The sequence below is a fragment of the Streptomyces sp. GD-15H genome (assembly GCF_045291515.1).
Classification (GTDB): domain Bacteria; phylum Actinomycetota; class Actinomycetes; order Streptomycetales; family Streptomycetaceae; genus Streptomyces.
Genome location: NZ_CP149447.1, coordinates 2,557,034 through 2,572,113, shown reverse-complemented (window position 1 = coordinate 2,572,113; position 15,080 = coordinate 2,557,034). Strand labels below are relative to the sequence as shown.

The window sequence follows — 15,080 nt, the reverse complement described above, 5'->3', positions numbered from 1 at the left end:
TCAGGCTTCGCCCGCGCGGGCCCAGTGGCATGCCACCTGGCCGCCCGCGCCGCCGCCTCCGCCGTCGAGGATCTCCAGGTCCTGGGTCCGGCACGCGTCCGCCACGCCCGCCCGGTCCGCCTCGCCGCCGAGCAGGACCTGGCAGCGCGCGTGGAACCGGCAGCCCCCGGGGACACGGGCCGGGTCCGGGGGCTCGCCCGTGAGGACAACCGGGTCGCCCGGCGCCTCCGGGAGCACCGACAACAGGGCCTGGGTATAGGGATGCCGGGGCGCGGTCAGCACCTGCTCCACCGCCCCGGTCTCCACGATTTGGCCGAGATACATCACCGCGACCCGGTCGGCGATGTTCCAGGCCAGCCCCAGGTCGTGCGTGACCACCAGTGCGGACAGGCCCAGTTCGGTGCGCAGCCGGAGCAGCAGCGCCAGGATCTCGCCGCGTACGGAGGCGTCCAGGGAGGCCACCGGTTCGTCGGCGACGAGGAGTTCGGGCTCCAGGACCAGCGCACCCGCGATCACCACCCGCTGGCGCTGCCCGCCGGACAGCTCGTGCGGGTACCGCAGGAAGAAGCGCTCCGGTGGCCGCAGCCCGGCTCGGGACAGGGCCCCCGCGACCGCCGCCCGCTCGTCGCCGCCGTAACCGTGGATGCGCAGTCCCTCGGCCACCGCGTCGTACACCGTGTGCCGGGGATTGAGCGAACCGCTCGGGTCCTGCAGAACCAACTGGACCCGCTTGCGGTACGCCTTGAGGGAACGGCCGGAGTAGTCCAGCGGCCGCCCGCCGAAGGCGACGCGCCCCGCGGTCGGCTCGACCAGGCCCAGCAGGGAACGGGCCAGGGTCGTCTTGCCGCAGCCCGACTCACCCACCAGAGCGACGATCTCACCGGGCCGGATGTCGAGATCGACGCCGTCCACCGCGCGAGCGGGCGGGGCGCCGCGCCGGCCGGGGAAGACGACGTGGAGGCCCTGGGCGCTCAGCAGGGGTGGCGTGCCGGTGAAGCCGGAGGAGCCGGGGACAACAGCGGGGGAGGCCGTCATGGGGTGGTACGCCTCACTTCCTCCAGGGACCGCGGACCGGGTTCCTGCGGACCGGATTCCTGCGGTTCGGACGTTTGAGCCTCGGGCTCCTGCGGTTCGGGTTCGTGCCGTTCGGGTTCGTGGTCCCGTGGGTTCTCGGGTGTGTCCTCCGCGACCCGCACACAGGCCGCCTGCCGCTGAGGCCCCGCCGGCCGCAGCGCCTGGTCCTCGACCGCGCAGGACTCCAGGGCCACCGGGCAGCGCGGATGGAAGGTGCAGCCGGTCGGCAGCGCCGACGGGTCCGGCGGGTCACCCGCCAGCCCCCGCGGCGCGAAGCGGGACACCGGGTCGCCGATACGGGGGAACGCCGCCGACAGCGCATGGGCGTAGGGGTGCCGGGCGGCCTCGTACACCTGCCCGGCCGGGCCCTCTTCCACCACCCGGCCCGCGTACATCACCGCGAGCCGGTCGCAGGTGTCGGCGAGGACCGCCAGATCATGGCTGATCATGATCAGCCCCACGTCCTGGTCCGCGACCAGCTGCTCGATGAGCCGCAGGATCTGCGCCTGGATCATCACGTCGAGCGCGGTGGTCGGCTCGTCCGCGACGATCAGCCGCGGATCGCAGGCCAGCGCCATCGCGATCATGACGCGCTGGCGTTGCCCGCCGGACAGCTCGTGCGGGTAGTCCGTCGCGCGGGCGGCCGGGAGACCGACGTGCTCCAGCAGCTCACCGGCCTTCTTCCGCGCCCCGGCCGGGGTCGCTTTCCGGTGCAGCAGGATCGGCTCGGCGATCTGGTCGCCGATGCGGTGGACGGGGTTGAGGGAGTGCATCGCGCCCTGGAACACGATCGAGGCCCCGGCCCAGCGGACCGCCCGTACCCGGCCCCACTTCATGGCCAGGACGTCCTCGCCGTCCAGCAGAATCTCCCCCCTGTCCGCGTCCCGGCCGGCAGTAGTCGCAGCAGCGCGAGCGCGAGCGTGGACTTGCCGCAGCCCGACTCCCCGGCGATGCCCAGCTTCTGGCCGGCCTCCAGGCGCAGGTCCACCCCGCGCACCGCGGCGGCCCCGCCCGCATACGTCACCGTCAGGTCCCTGACGTCGAGCAGGCTCAACGGGACACCCCCAGCCTGGGGTTGAGGACGGACTCCACGGCTCGCCCGCAGAGTGTGAACGCCAGCGCCACCACGGCGATGGCGACGCCCGGCGGCACCAGGTACCACCAGCGGCCGGCGCTGACCGCGCCCGCCTCCCGCGCGTCCTGCAGCAGCCCGCCCCACGACACCACCGTCGGATCACCGAGCCCCAGGAACGCCAGGGTCGCCTCGGCGAGGATCGCCGCGGAGATGATCAGGGTCGTCTGGGCCAGCACCAGAGGCATCACATTGGGCAGCACATGGCGCGACATCACGTGCCAGTGGCCACCGCCCAGCGCCCGCGCGCGTTCGATGTACGGCCGGGTCTCCACCGCCAGGGTCTGCGCGCGCACCAGCCGGGCCGTCGTCGGCCAGGTCGTCACCCCGATCGCCACGACGATGGTGACGAGCGAGCGGGACATCACGGTGGCCAGCGCGATCGCCAGCACCAGGGTGGGCATCACCAGGAACCAGTCGGTGACGCGCATCATCACCGTCGCGTACCAGCCTCGGAAATGCCCCGCCGTCACGCCGATCAGGGTGCCGATCGCCACCGACAGCACGGCGGCGAGCAGCCCCACCAGCAGTGACACCCGCGCACCCCAGATCACCAGACCGAGCAGGTTCCGCCCGAACTGGTCGGTGCCGAAGGGGAACTCCGTGCTCGGGCTCTCCAGCGGGCTGCCCGGAGCGTCCGTCACGTTGTCCACGTCGGAGCCGACCAGCAGGGGAGCGGCCAGCGCGAGCAGTGCGAAGAGCAGGAGCGCCGCCAGGCCGAAGACGCCGGCCCGGTGGGTGCGGTACTGCCGCCAGAAGCGCGAGGCCGAGTCCCGGCGCCGCCGCCACACGAGCGCGCGCGGACCCGTGGCCGCCGGTCCCTTCCCCGCGGCGGCCGTGGTGACCGCGAGCGTGTCCGGGGGCGTCCCGTCATCGGCCGTGGTGCTTTTGGCGGCCGGTTTCCCTGTCGTGCCGTTGTCGGTCGTCATCGGCCCACCCGGGGGTCGAGCAGCGGATAGATCAGATCGGCCAGCGTGTTCATCACGATCACCGCGGCGGCGAACACGAAGAACAGCCCCTGCACCAGCGGCAGATCGGGCACGCTCAGCGCCTGGTAGAACAGCCCGCCGAGCCCCGGCCAGGAGAACACCGTCTCCACCAGGATCACACCGGCCACCGTCCGGCCGAGGTTGATGAAGATCAGCGTCACCGTCGGCAGCAGCGCGTTGGGCACCGCGTGCCTGCGCCGTACGAGGTCGTCGCGCAGCCCCTTGGCACGCGCGGTGGTCAGATAGTCGCTGCCCATCTCGTCCAGCAGCGCCGACCGGGTCACCAGCAGCGTCTGCCCGTACTCCACCGCGACCAGCGTCAGCACGGGCAGCACCAGATGGTGTGCCACGTCCAGGACTTGGGCGAAGCCCTCCTCGCCGCCCGACTCCATGCCACCGGTGGGGAACAGCCCCGGAATCGGGCCGATGCCCACCGACAGCGTGATGATCAGCAGCAGCCCGAGCCAGAAGGACGGGATGGAGTACAGCGTCAGAGCCAGCCCCGTGTGGAGCCGGTCCCCGAGCCGTCCGTGCCGCCACGCCGACCGGGTGCCGAGCACGATGCCGAGCACCGTGTAGAGGGCGAACGCGGTACCGGTGAGCAGCAGCGTGTTCGGCAACGCCTCGGTGATCTTGTCGATCACCGGTGAGTTGAACTGGTACGACGTTCCCAGGTCGCCGGTGAGCGCCTTGCCGCAGTAGTCGGTGAACTGCTGCCACAACGGCAGGTCCAGTCCGAACTCCCTTCGATAGGCGGCCAGTTGTTCGGCCGACACCTGACGGCCGCCGGTCATGAACTTCACCGGGTCGCCCGGGATCAGCCGGAAGAGGAAGAAACTGGTGACGAGGACGGCCAGGAGGGATACGGCCGCGCCGGCCACCTTGCCCGCCACGTACCGCAGATACGCGGTGGTGGTGCGGGCGCGCGGCCCGCGGGCCGCCGGTCCGTCCTTCGCCGGACCGGCGGTCTGCGTGCCCTCGACCGGAGCGGATGTCGCGTCGGCGGTCATGAGTACCCGTCGCCCGCCCTACTCACGGTCCTCGGCGGTGGCCCGCCGCCGCATCGCCACGAACACCCCCAGCCCGACGAGAACGACGGCACCCGCGGCGATCCCGACGGTCACACCCGTCGACGATCCGTCGTCGGATGCCTCACCGGAGCTCGCCGGCACCGCGGACCACCAACTCCAGTAACCATCCTGGCCGTAGAGGTTGCCCGCCTTCTTCGGCATCGTGGTGATCGACTCGATCTGGTCGGTGCGGTACGCCTCGACCGCGTTCGGATACGCCATGACGTTCATGTACCCGAGGTCGTACAGCCGTGACTCCATCTGTTTGACGATGTTCGCCCGTTCGGCGGGGTCGTACTCGACCAACTGCTGTGCGTACAGCTCGTCGTACTTCTTGTCGCAGATGAAGTTGTCGGTCGCGCCGGTGTCCTTCGGGGTCGCCGGAAGCGCCCCGCAGGTGTGGATCGACAGAACGAAGTCGGGGTCGGGGTTGACCGACCAGCCGTCGAAGGCCAGGTCGTACTCGCCGGCGAGCCATGGATCGGTCACGTTGTCCAGGCAGCTGAGCGTGATCCCGATGCCGAGGTCGCCCCACCACTCCTCGAGGTACTTGCCGATGGCCTTGTCGTTCGGGTCGGTGGCGTGGCACAGGATCCGGTAGTTCAGCGGCTTGCCGTCCTTGCCGACGCGCTTGCCGTCACCGTTCTTCCTGTAGCCCGCCTGATCGAGCAGTCGGGCCGCCTCCGCCGGGTCGTACGCCAGCTCCTGGTCGGCCGACGGCTCCCAGAAGTACTGCTCGTATCGCGGCGGGATGTAGCCCGCGCCCATCTCCGCGTGGCCCTGGAACACCTTGTCGATGATGGTCTTCCGGTCCACCGCCCTGAACAGCGCGTTGCGGACCCGCTGGTCCAGCAGCGAGGGGTGCCCGTCCCCCATCTTCTCGCCGTTCTTGGCCTTCGCGCCCGGATTGGTGGCGAGGGCGTAGAAGCGGCGGCCCGGCGCGTTGTTGACCTTGATGTTCTTCTCGTTCCGGAGTGAGGCCGCCTGCGCCGGCGTCAGGGACGGCGACCCGGCGACGAACGACACCTCACCCTTGCGCAGCGCGGACACCGCCGCGTCCTGGTCCTTGTAGTACCGGAAGAGCAACTCGTCGAACTTCGGGGCCCCGCGCCAGAAGTCCTTGTTGGGCTCCAGCCGCACATAGCTGTCGGGCTTGTAGTCGGTGAGGACGAACGGCCCGTTGCCGACGATCGGGAAGTCCTTGTCGTTGTTGAACTTCGAGAAGTCGTCGACCTTCTCCCACACGTGTTTGGGCACGATCGGCACGTCCAGCGCCGTCATGGTGGCCTGCGGCTTCTTCAGCCGGATGACCAGCTCGGTCGGGCTCGGCGCGGTGACCTTCTCGAAGTTGGCGACGAAGCTGCCGTTGGCCGTGGCCGCGGCCTCGTCGGTCATCATCGTGTTGAACGTCCACGCCGCGTCCTCGGCGGTGGCCTGCTGCCCGTCCGACCACTTGGAGTCGGAGCGGATGGTGTACGTCCACGTCAACTTGTCCGGGGACGACTTCCACTCGGTGGCCAGACCCGGGATGACGTGGTTGTCCTCGGGGTCGTAGTTGGTCAGATAGTCGTACATAAGTCGGTGAATGCTCGTACTGAGCAGCCGCACCGCGAGGAACGGGCTGAGCGAGTCGACGCTCTGCGCCACCGCGACGGTCAGCGTCTGCTTCCCGTCGTCGGCCGCCTGGGCCTGCCGCGGCGCCGGGTCGAGCGGGGTCGCGAGCCCGGCGGTGAGGGCGAGCGCGGCCGCACCGGCCGCCGTGGCGAGCCGGACGCGGCGCGCAACGCCGCCTCCTGTCCGTGGTCTGGACCGTGGCCCGGTGCCCGGACGCCTGTTCTCGTGTTGACCGCCGTACTGATCGTTCGTGTCCATAGGGTCGCTGACCTCGCGTCATCACTCGCACGGGTAGGACTGGTTGATCAGGTGAGTGGTGAGTGTCTATCAGCGGTATCTGCGGGCGTCAACGGCGTGCACACCCCATGTGGCCTGCGGAAATAACGAATTGACGAGCATCTTGTGTCCATTGGTCGAGACCACTGAAGCGCTCCTGGCCAGCGCCTGGCGCTGTGCCGCACCCCGAAAACGGGAGGGCCCGCATCCGTGTGAGTACGGTGCGGGCCGGAAACGGGACCGGCCCCTCGAAAGGGGCCGATCGGGTGGTATTCCCTACTGCTGCGGAGGCGGAGCCTGCGGGGGAGGTGCCTGCGGAGGCGGCGCCTGCGGGGGAGGTGCCTGCCCTCCGCCGTGCCCACCGTGCTGATCCGGGTGGCCGGGCGGGCTCGGGTACGGATAACCGTAGCCGGGCTGGGGGTACGGCTGGCCGGGGGTGGCCTGCGGGTATGCCGGGCCGGGCGGTGTGGGGGGCTGGGGGTGGCTCTGACCTTGCTGCGGGTAGGGCTGCCCCGGCTGTCCGGGAGGGGCGTACGGCTGGCCGGGCTGCGGCTGCTGGGGGTACGGGCCCGGCTGTCCGGGGTACGGCTGACCCGGGATGTGCTGCCCCGGCAGCGGCGGGGCGGCGACCGGCGGCGGGTTGCCGTCGAAGGTCCACAGGCCGTGCGACTGCTGGTGCCGGACGAAGTCCTCGGCCACCATCGACGCGAGGTTGAAATACGCCTCCCGCACCTTCGGCCGCATCATGTCGAGGTCGACCTCCGCACCGGCGGCCAGATGCTCGTCGAACGGTACGACGATCACGCCGCGGCAACGGGTCTGGAAGTGCGACACGATGTCATCGACCTTGATCATCTTGCCGGTCTCCCGCACACCCGAGATGACCGTGAGCGACCGCGAGACGAGATCCGCGTACCCATGGGCCGACAGCCAGTCCAGTGTCGTACTGGCGCTGCTCGCGCCGTCCACGGACGGCGTCGAGATGATGATGAGCTGATCGGCCAGGTCCAGGACCCCGCGCATGGCGCTGTAGAGCAGACCCGTACCGGAGTCGGTGAGGATGACCGGGTACTGCTTGCCCAGAACGTTGATGGCCCGCCGGTAGTCCTCGTCGTTGAAGGTCGTCGAGACGGCCGGGTCGACGTCGTTGGCGATGATCTCCAGGCCCGAGGGGGCCTGGGAGGTGAACCGCCGGATGTCCATGTACGAGTTGAGGTGGGGGATCGCCTGCACCAGGTCACGGATGGTGGCCCCGGTCTCCCGCCGCACCCGGCGGCCGAGCGTGCCGGCGTCGGGGTTGGCGTCGATCGCGAGGATCTTGTCCTGCCGCTCACTGGCGAGGGTGGCGCCGAGCGCGGTGGTCGTGGTCGTCTTGCCGACACCGCCCTTGAGGCTGATCACGGCGATCCGGTAGCAGGACAGCACCGGCGTACGGATCAGCTCCAGCTTCCGCTGCCGCTCGGCCTCCTCCTTCTTGCCGCCCAGCTTGAAACGCGACCCGCCCGCGGCGGGGCGGCTGCTCTTCGCTTTCTGCTTCTTGTTGAGCAGCCGGTCCGACGACAGTTCCACGGCCGCCGTGTAACCGAGCGGCGCGGCACCGGGGTTGGTCTGCTGCCGCTGGTCGTGCTGGATCGGCTGCGGCCAGGCGGCCCCGGCGCGGGGATCGACGGGCGACTGCGGCGGCTGACCGGCGTGCGGGGGCTGGGGCTGGGGCTGCTGGAGGGGGAATCCCTGCGGGGCGGCCTGCGGTTGCTGCGGCTGCGGGGGTACGGGCTGCTGGGGCGGTGCCTGCGGGGGTACGGGCTGCTGGGGGACGCCTGTTGTGCCGGCGGTTGCTGCGGGAAGCCGTAACCGCCCGGCTGCACCGGGGGAGTCGGGGCGGCCGGCACGGGACCGGCGGGCGGGAACCCGTAACCGGCGGGGGCGCCGGGGGAGGGGGTGGGAGTGGGAGCGGGAACGCCCGGCTGGGGGAAGCCGTATCCGGCCTGCGGAGCGGGCGGCTGTCCAGGCTGTGGTGCCGGTTGCGGTACCGGTTGCTGGGAGGGCGGAGCCGGTGCCTGGTGCGGTGGCGGCGGCCCGTCCGGCGCGTTCCAGGCGGCGGGTGCCGGTTGCGGCGCCTGCGGCTGGAACGCCGGCTGCTGCGCGGGTACCTGCGCAGCAGCCGGCTGTGCCGGTGCCGCCGCGGGGGCCTGCGGCGGCTGTGCGGGCCACTGACTCGCGGGCGCCGGGGTAGCGGGGTACGACGGAGGCGGCGCCACCGGGGGCGCCGGGGGAGTCCAGGCGGACGAGGCCGGGGGGTCGGAGGGAGCCGGGACGGCATCCTGAGGTGCGCTGTCTGCGCCGTCCGGGGTCCTCGTGGCGTCATCCGCACCGTCGGAACCGCCCCCACTGCCCCATGGCACGTCGGTCGGCTCCACGCCGGAGGGGGCCGTGCCGTCGGGTTCGGGCGCGTCTGCCTCGACCTCGGCCGCGACGACCGGGGCGTCGACAGCGTCTTCGGGGTCTTCGGCGTCGTTCGTGCCGTACGCGTCGCGCCCGTCGTCCTGGCCGTCCTCCGCGGAGGGTTCGGAGGGGTCGGCGACGGCGATGTCCTCGGCCTCGGCGCTGTCGGCAGCCTCGACGTCCGCGACGTCCGCGACGTCGTCGGTCCCGTCCTGATCGTCGGCCGACTCCAGCCGCGTGTCCGGCTTCGGCGCCGTCTCCGCCTCGGTCTCGCGCTCCCGGATCTCCCGCTTCAGGGAGGCGGCGGAGAACCGGATGGTGGCACCGCTCTCGAGATCGCCGTTACCGGAGTCCGGTTCCGGCTCAGGCACAGACCGGGGCGCGGGCACAGGTGCCTCGCCCCGCTCGTCACCTTCCGGAGGCTGCTGCGGCTCGAATCCGCTCCCCACCGGCAGCCTGGGCACGGCGCCCGGCCCCCCGGACGGCGGAGCGGGCGGGGGAAAGGCGCACCCGGAGCGGGCGCCGGAGTCGGCGAAGGCTCCCCGGCACCCACCGCGTGCGGCGGGGGAGTCAACCCGGGCAACGGCGGAACGGGCCCGCCGGAACCCGAAGCGGGAGCAGACGAAGGAGAGGGCGGGGAAGCAGGGGAGACCGGAGAGGGCGGGGAAAGCGGAGAGGAAGGCGACGAAGTGACGGCCCCCGTCCCGGAGTTCCCCGACCCCGAACCCTCCGAAGTGTTCTGCGTGTACCAGGCCGGCGGCGCGTAGTCGATGGTGAACTCGCCCGTCGCCTCGACGGCGGACTCCGCGTCGGGCTGGTCATCGCCGGGTGTCGCCCAGCCCCCGCGCGTCCCGTCCCGATCGCTGCTCACAGTTCCTCCTGGTGTGGTCGAGCACCCTCACGCCGTGCTGAGGCGACCATTTCTCGTCATCCGGACTTTTTCGAGGCCGTTCGAGGGCCGCTGCGAGTTCGTCCGATTCACGGTCGTCCGACCCACCGGCTCCCCCGGGACGCCGACGCCCGGTCCACGGGTTCTGGCGTCGCGCCCGGTCCCAGCCTAATCGCCGATGTCGGCACACCGGCAGGCCCGTCCGTCGCTCGGTACACGCCCGTTCCGTCACGGCCTGGTCGGCGGCACCGCCATGCCCGCGGGGGCACCGGACAACGCGTCGCACACCACACCACGGCACGTTCCGTGCCGAAGAAGGGACGAATCGGAATACTTCCCCCACGTGCCGCCGAGTGGCCGTGCCTTCAGTCCATCCGTCGCGGCGTACCCAGCAGCCCGACCTCGGCGTCCGTCGGTTGAGTCATCACGTACTGCCGATCGCGGTCCGCGCACCAGAGAGTGACACCGTCCGCGAGGGTCGGCAACGCGTCCACGTCACCCCTGGGCAAGGCCATAGAGCGGCCCAACTCCCGCGCCTCGTCCGGCGATATCCGCTGCACGCCCACGAGACGCGCCTGCCGGATCAGCCGGGGCGCGACGGGGCTGAGATAGGGCAGAAGCGTCAGCACCGACTTCCAGGGCCCGGAGACCACGCGTCCCCGTGGCGGCCGCATGCCGCAGTCGCGCACCACCAGCACCGGCGTGCCGGCCGAGGCACCCAGCGGCGGTACCCGTCCCACGTCGTAGACCGCGAGCCCGTTCTGACCGCCGCCCATGGCATGGACCATCTGCGTCCACGCCTGCGCACGCCCGGTCTCCACGGCCACCCGCGCGCCGGTCGCCGCGGCCCGCAGCGCGAACACCTGGGCCGTCCACAGACCGCCGATGAGCACGACCTCGTACGGCGTGGGCCGGTTCAGCCCCAGCACCGCCGACTGTCCCTCGGCGTCCACCCCGATGACGACGCCGTCGTCCCCGATGGGCAGTGACAGCGCGTCCAAGTCCTCCGCGGACAGGGTGTGGCGGCCGTGGCGTGGGCCGAGCAGGCCGAAACCGGCGTGCCGCAGGCCGCGCGCCCGCCGGGCGGCCTGCGGCTGTGCACCGCCCGGTACGTCCGCGGCTCCCGGCGCGCCGTACCCGTCCGGCCCGTCAGCGGTCCGTGTCGTCATGGCGGTCACCGAACACCTCCGAGGGGCAGAGTGGCGAGTACACCCGGCAGTTGCTCCCGGTCGAGCCGCGTCAGCGCCGCGCCCGCCTCCCGTGCGGCGTTCTCCAACGCACGCCGTGCTTCGGTCAGTTCCTCGGCGCTGCGCCCGGTGATCCGCAGATGGCCCCGCAGCGACATCTCCCGCCGGTTCGCGCGCGCGAGGGTGAGGCTGACCGTGGTGGCGAGTGCGGGAACCGCCGTGACCCGCGCGACGAACTGGGGCAGGGAGACCCCGCGGTCGCCGCCCAGCTGAGGCCACCTGCGGATCCAGTACGTGGTGTGCCTGCGGTTGTCGCAGCGCCAGCTCCGGCTGGACTCCTCGGTGCGTCTCTCATGCCGGTTCGCCCGTCCCGCTTCGGCCGTCACCAGAGGGTTGGCGCAGGCCGACGTGGCGATGGCCGACGTCAGCTCCTCCTCGTCGAGCACCGTGGCGCGGAACCCGGCGCCGGTCAGCCGGCTGACGAGGTGGTCGGCGACCCGTACGACGCACTTCTGCGCGCCGGCCAAGCCGCCGCCACGGGCCGCCACGGCCTCCGGACACAGCTCCGGGGCGACCTTCAGCGCGATCCAGGTGATCCGTACCGCGGGAGCGCCGGTCTGCTCCTGCAACGGTGCGTAATTGCTGACGGCCACGGACTGACGCGGCAGGTGCAGCGCGGGCGCGGGCTGCGTGTGCAGCACGATCTGCGCCGATTCCAAGAGGATTCCGTCCACCTCGAGTGCGTCCCGCACCAAGGCCAGCGGCAGCGGTCGCCGGCTCCGCTCGGCGCGTAGGGCGGTGGCGTCCCCCTCCACCTGCACCACCGCGGTGACGAAGGTCCCGTCCCCGATGATGCCGACGGGCCGCCGCTCCCGGCCGCCGTACGCGTACGTGCGCAGGCTCGGATCGCACTCCAGGGCCGGGGCAAGTCCCGGCTCGGTGCCGGGCGCTATCACCAGCTCCGGTGCGCGCTTCTGCCGGGCGCGCAGAGCCCGTGCCGTGGCGACCCATTCGGGCAGGGAGCGGCCCCGGCGACGGACGAAGGCCGGCAGGACCAGCGCGACGGCGACAGCGGCGGCGGGCACCAGTGTCAGGGTGCCGAGGGCCCACCCGGTGAGGAGGACGGCGGCCGCGAGCTCCAGCAGTACGATCCGTTGCAGCCGGAACGACCCCGGCCGCCCCGCACGCAGCCTGAGAGGGAGACCGCCTCGCGCGGACGGCTGCCGCGTCGCCCGTGCCCCTGGCCCGGCGGAGCCGCGTGCCCCTGTCCGGTCACGATTCGAGGCCCGCGTTCCGGCAGCCATCACTCCATCCCCCAATTCGCCCACAACTCGCTGAATTTCCGGCACCGCACCAGGCCCCGGAGGGCCCAGGCACCCTACCCGGTCCCCAACTCCCCTCTCACACCAGGCATAGTAGGGGCCGCGTCCGACATCGGCGGGCGGGGGACGGCGATCCCCGGCGTTGCCCGAGTGACACGGGCGGGACACGGGCGCACACGGGCGGGACACGGGGGGAGACACTCACCAATGGCATCTCGGCGGGATCAACTCAACGCCTACACCTTCGCGAAGCGCCGCTTGCTCGCGGCCTACGTCCAGTCGTTCCCGCACGGCTCCGAGGAAGGTGCGCCGCGCCCCCTGCGGGGCGTGGTGCCCGGACTCGTCATCGGCGTGATCGTCATGGCCGTGTTCGGCGCCTGGGGCATGTTCAAGCCCACCGCGCCCAAGGGCTGGGACACCCCGAACGAAAAGGTGATCATCGCCAGCAAGTCGACCACCCGGTACGTCGTCCTGAAGACCGGCGACGAGGCCCAGCTGCACCCGGTGCTCAACATGGCGTCCGCCAAGCTCCTCCTCGCCCCCGGAAAGGGCGACGTCGTCACCGTGAGCGAGTCGCTCCTGGACAGCGGCAGGATCCCGCACGGCCTCACCATCGGCATCCCGTACGCCCCCGACCGTCTGCCCTCCGAGAAGGAGGCGGGCGCCGCCAAGCGGTGGGTGGTCTGTGAGCGTCCGAGCGCGGGCGGCCGGTCCCTCCAGAAGGCCGCGCTGGTCCTCGCCGACCGCGAGAAGGAACTGACCGAGGGAAAGCAGCAGTTGACCGGCGGCGAACTGCTCTACGTGGTGGACCCCGACGGCAAGCGTTTCATCGTGGACCCGGGCGGCACGGCGTACCAGGTCGACGAGGTGGACACCGGTGCCGACCTGGAGTTGCTGCTGCGCACTGTCGTCGGCTCCGGGCGCGAGCCCCAGCGGGTGTCCCGGGAGTGGTTGGCGACCCTCCACCAGGGAGACCCGATCACCTTCCCGGACATCGAGGGGACGCCCGGCACACCCGCGAACGCCCCCGGCCGGCTCGGCGAGTCGGCAGACAAGGTCGGCACGGTGCTCAAGGCGTTCGACAACAACAAGGAGCAGTACTACGTCGTACTGCCCGGTCGGGTCGCGCCGGTGTCCGCCTTCGTCGCCCAACTCCTGCTGTTCAGCAAGGACCTGGCTCAGGTCGGGCAGGCCGGTCAGGCACTGGACATGAGCCCTGGGGCGATCGTCCCGGGCGAGCCCTTCGGCACCGAGCACGACTGGCCGACCGGCACCCCCGAGGCGGTCAACTCGGCGTCGAACACCAAGGGCAGCCGCAACACGGTCTGCAACGTTCTGCGCGGCGTCGGCGACAAGGGTGCCACCACCCTCAGCACCTGGGCGGGCATCGACTTCCCGGCCGATCTCCCCGCCGGTTCCTCCAGCGCCTACGTCACACCCGGCTCCGGTCAGCTCTACCGCCAGTTCAAGGGCGCGGAGACGAAGGCGGGCCCCGTCTTCCTGGTCACCGACACCGGCCTCCGCTACGTCCTGCAGTCCAACGCGGACAGCGCCACCGACGACGCCGGGATCGGCATGTCGGCGGAGGAGAAGAAGGAGTTGGAACAGGAGGCCCAGCAGGCCCAGACACGCCTGGGCTACTCCGACGTGGACCCCGCGCCGATCCCCGCCGCCTGGTCCGCGTTCCTCCCCACGGGCCCCCGCCTGTCCACGGCTGCGGCACGCCAGCCGCAGGGTTCGTAGCGGAGGACGCCACCCCTCATGCGACGCATGCGCCTCCGCCCCCTGCCTCTCCCTCTCCCGACGGCAGCCGCCGCGACCCTGCTGACGGGGGCCTGCCTGTCCGTCCTGTCCATCGCACCCCCGGCCGCCGCAGAGGACTCCTTCTCCGGCCAGTGCGAATACCCCAACGCCACCTACCCGGGCCGCCCTTGGTCCCTCCAGCGCGTCCAACTCGACGAGCTGTGGAGCGAGTCCAAGGGCAAGGGCGTACGGGTCGCCGTCATCGACACCGGCGTCGACGTGAAGAACCCACAGCTGAAGAACGCGGTGGACGTGAAGAGCGGCCGCAACTTCCTGCCCAAGGGCCTCAAGGACGAGAACGGCGACCCCATCGACCGGGGCAACGAGAACGGCACCACCGACACCGTCGGCCACGGCACCAAGGTCGCCGGCATCATCGCCGCCCGGCCCGACGACGGGACCGGCTTCGTGGGCCTGGCCCCCGAAGCGACCATCATCCCGATCCAGCAGAACGACGCGGAGGGCCACGGCGACACCGACACCCTCGCCGACTCGATCAGCTACGCCGTCCAGGCCGGTGCGGACGTCATCAACATCTCCCAGGACACCGCGGGCGCCGTCGAACCGGACCCGAAGCTGGAAGCGGCGGTCAAGGAGGCCCTCGCCCAGGAGATCGTCGTCGTCGCATCGGCGGGCAACGACGGACTCGGCGGCAACATCAAGAAGACCTACCCCGCCTCCTACGAGGGCGTCCTCGCCGTCGCCGCCTCCGACCGCAACAACGAACGCGCGTCCTTCTCCCAGTCCGGCGACTTCGTCGACGTGGCGGCCCCGGGCGTCGACATGATCTCCACCGTTCCCCGCGGAGGCCACTGCTCCGACAACGGCACCAGCTTCTCCGCGCCGTACGTCGCGGGCATCGCGGCGCTCATCAAGGCCGAGCACCCCACCTGGACCCAGCGCCAGATCGTCGCCCAGATCGAACAGACCGCGGAACGCACCATCGCCGGTCACGACCGCCTGGTCGGCTGGGGAGTGGTGGACCCGGTCCGCGCGCTGGCGGAGGACGACCGGCCGATCGAGTCTCCCAGGCCCGACGAAGGCTTGACCTCGGCCGAGGCACCTGCCGCGGCGAAGCTCCCGCTCGGCGAGACCGCCGACGAACGGAACGTCCGCCTCGCGACCTACGTCGCCGTCGGCGCGGCGGTCCTGGTGGCGGGGCTGGGCGGAACGGCGGTGGCGATCCGGGACGCACGCCGACGGCCCCGGACGGCGGACGTTCGCAGGGACCACTCTGCAATGTGAGAAAGACCGCTGGATCACGGTCGGGGTGCCCGCGACC

General features: G+C 71.6%; 8 protein-coding genes and 2 pseudogenes. 2 read left to right on the top strand and 8 right to left on the bottom strand.

What is annotated here, in order from left to right; all coding sequences use genetic code 11:
• The 8 genes and pseudogenes from WJ438_RS11990 to eccE form a co-directional block, all read right to left on the bottom strand.
• Positions 1-1,035, bottom strand: coding sequence for an ABC transporter ATP-binding protein (locus WJ438_RS11990; protein ID WP_406725228.1), 1,035 nt, complete (start codon positions 1,033-1,035; stop codon positions 1-3).
• A pseudogene (locus WJ438_RS11985) lies at positions 1,032-2,128 on the bottom strand (oligopeptide/dipeptide ABC transporter ATP-binding protein). The gene WJ438_RS11990 and the pseudogene WJ438_RS11985 overlap by 4 nt, the downstream one beginning before the upstream one ends.
• Positions 2,125-3,135: an ABC transporter permease gene (locus WJ438_RS11980; protein ID WP_406725227.1), complete on the bottom strand. Its 1,011-nt coding sequence runs from the start codon at positions 3,133-3,135 to the stop codon at positions 2,125-2,127. The pseudogene WJ438_RS11985 and the gene WJ438_RS11980 overlap by 4 nt, the downstream one beginning before the upstream one ends.
• Positions 3,132-4,205, bottom strand: a complete 1,074-nt coding sequence (locus WJ438_RS11975) for an ABC transporter permease (RefSeq protein WP_406725226.1) — start codon at positions 4,203-4,205, stop codon at positions 3,132-3,134. Before WJ438_RS11975 ends, WJ438_RS11980 begins: the two co-directional genes overlap by 4 nt.
• A gap of 18 nt (positions 4,206-4,223) precedes the next feature.
• Positions 4,224-6,137: an ABC transporter substrate-binding protein gene (locus tag WJ438_RS11970; protein ID WP_406725225.1), complete on the bottom strand. Its 1,914-nt coding sequence runs from the start codon at positions 6,135-6,137 to the stop codon at positions 4,224-4,226.
• 294 nt (positions 6,138-6,431) lie between these two features.
• Positions 6,432-9,468: pseudogene (locus WJ438_RS11965) on the bottom strand (SCO5717 family growth-regulating ATPase).
• Between the two features lie 383 nt (positions 9,469-9,851).
• Entirely contained in the window at positions 9,852-10,664 is an 813-nt protein-coding gene (locus tag WJ438_RS11960) for a hypothetical protein (RefSeq protein ID WP_406725224.1), read from the bottom strand.
• On the bottom strand, positions 10,661-11,977 hold the full coding sequence (gene eccE, locus WJ438_RS11955; protein ID WP_406725223.1) for a type VII secretion protein EccE: 1,317 nt from the start codon (positions 11,975-11,977) through the stop codon (positions 10,661-10,663). Before eccE ends, WJ438_RS11960 begins: the two co-directional genes overlap by 4 nt.
• A gap of 225 nt (positions 11,978-12,202) precedes the next feature.
• On the opposite strand from eccE, the gene eccB reads away from it, so the two are divergent.
• A complete protein-coding gene (eccB, locus tag WJ438_RS11950) occupies positions 12,203-13,738 on the top strand; it encodes a type VII secretion protein EccB (protein ID WP_406725222.1) in 1,536 nt (511 codons plus the stop codon).
• Positions 13,739-13,765: 27 nt separating this feature from the next.
• Positions 13,766-15,043: a type VII secretion-associated serine protease mycosin gene (gene mycP, locus WJ438_RS11945; RefSeq protein WP_406729659.1), complete on the top strand. Its 1,278-nt coding sequence runs from the start codon at positions 13,766-13,768 to the stop codon at positions 15,041-15,043.
• Positions 15,044-15,080 lie beyond the last annotated feature (37 nt).

Excerpts from the sequence above, each read along its gene's own strand:
- WJ438_RS11980 (WP_406725227.1), bottom strand. The coding sequence starts at position 3,135 with ATGACGACCGACAACGGCACGACAGGGAAACCGGCCGCCAAAAGCACC.
- WJ438_RS11970 (WP_406725225.1), bottom strand. The coding sequence starts at position 6,137 with ATGGACACGAACGATCAGTACGGCGGTCAACACGAGAACAGGCGTCCG.
- WJ438_RS11990 (WP_406725228.1), bottom strand. The coding sequence starts at position 1,035 with ATGACGGCCTCCCCCGCTGTTGTCCCCGGCTCCTCCGGCTTCACCGGC.
- WJ438_RS11975 (WP_406725226.1), bottom strand. The coding sequence starts at position 4,205 with ATGACCGCCGACGCGACATCCGCTCCGGTCGAGGGCACGCAGACCGCC.
- eccE (WP_406725223.1), bottom strand. The coding sequence starts at position 11,977 with ATGGCTGCCGGAACGCGGGCCTCGAATCGTGACCGGACAGGGGCACGC.
- eccB (WP_406725222.1), top strand. The coding sequence starts at position 12,203 with ATGGCATCTCGGCGGGATCAACTCAACGCCTACACCTTCGCGAAGCGC.
- mycP (WP_406729659.1), top strand. The coding sequence starts at position 13,766 with ATGCGCCTCCGCCCCCTGCCTCTCCCTCTCCCGACGGCAGCCGCCGCG.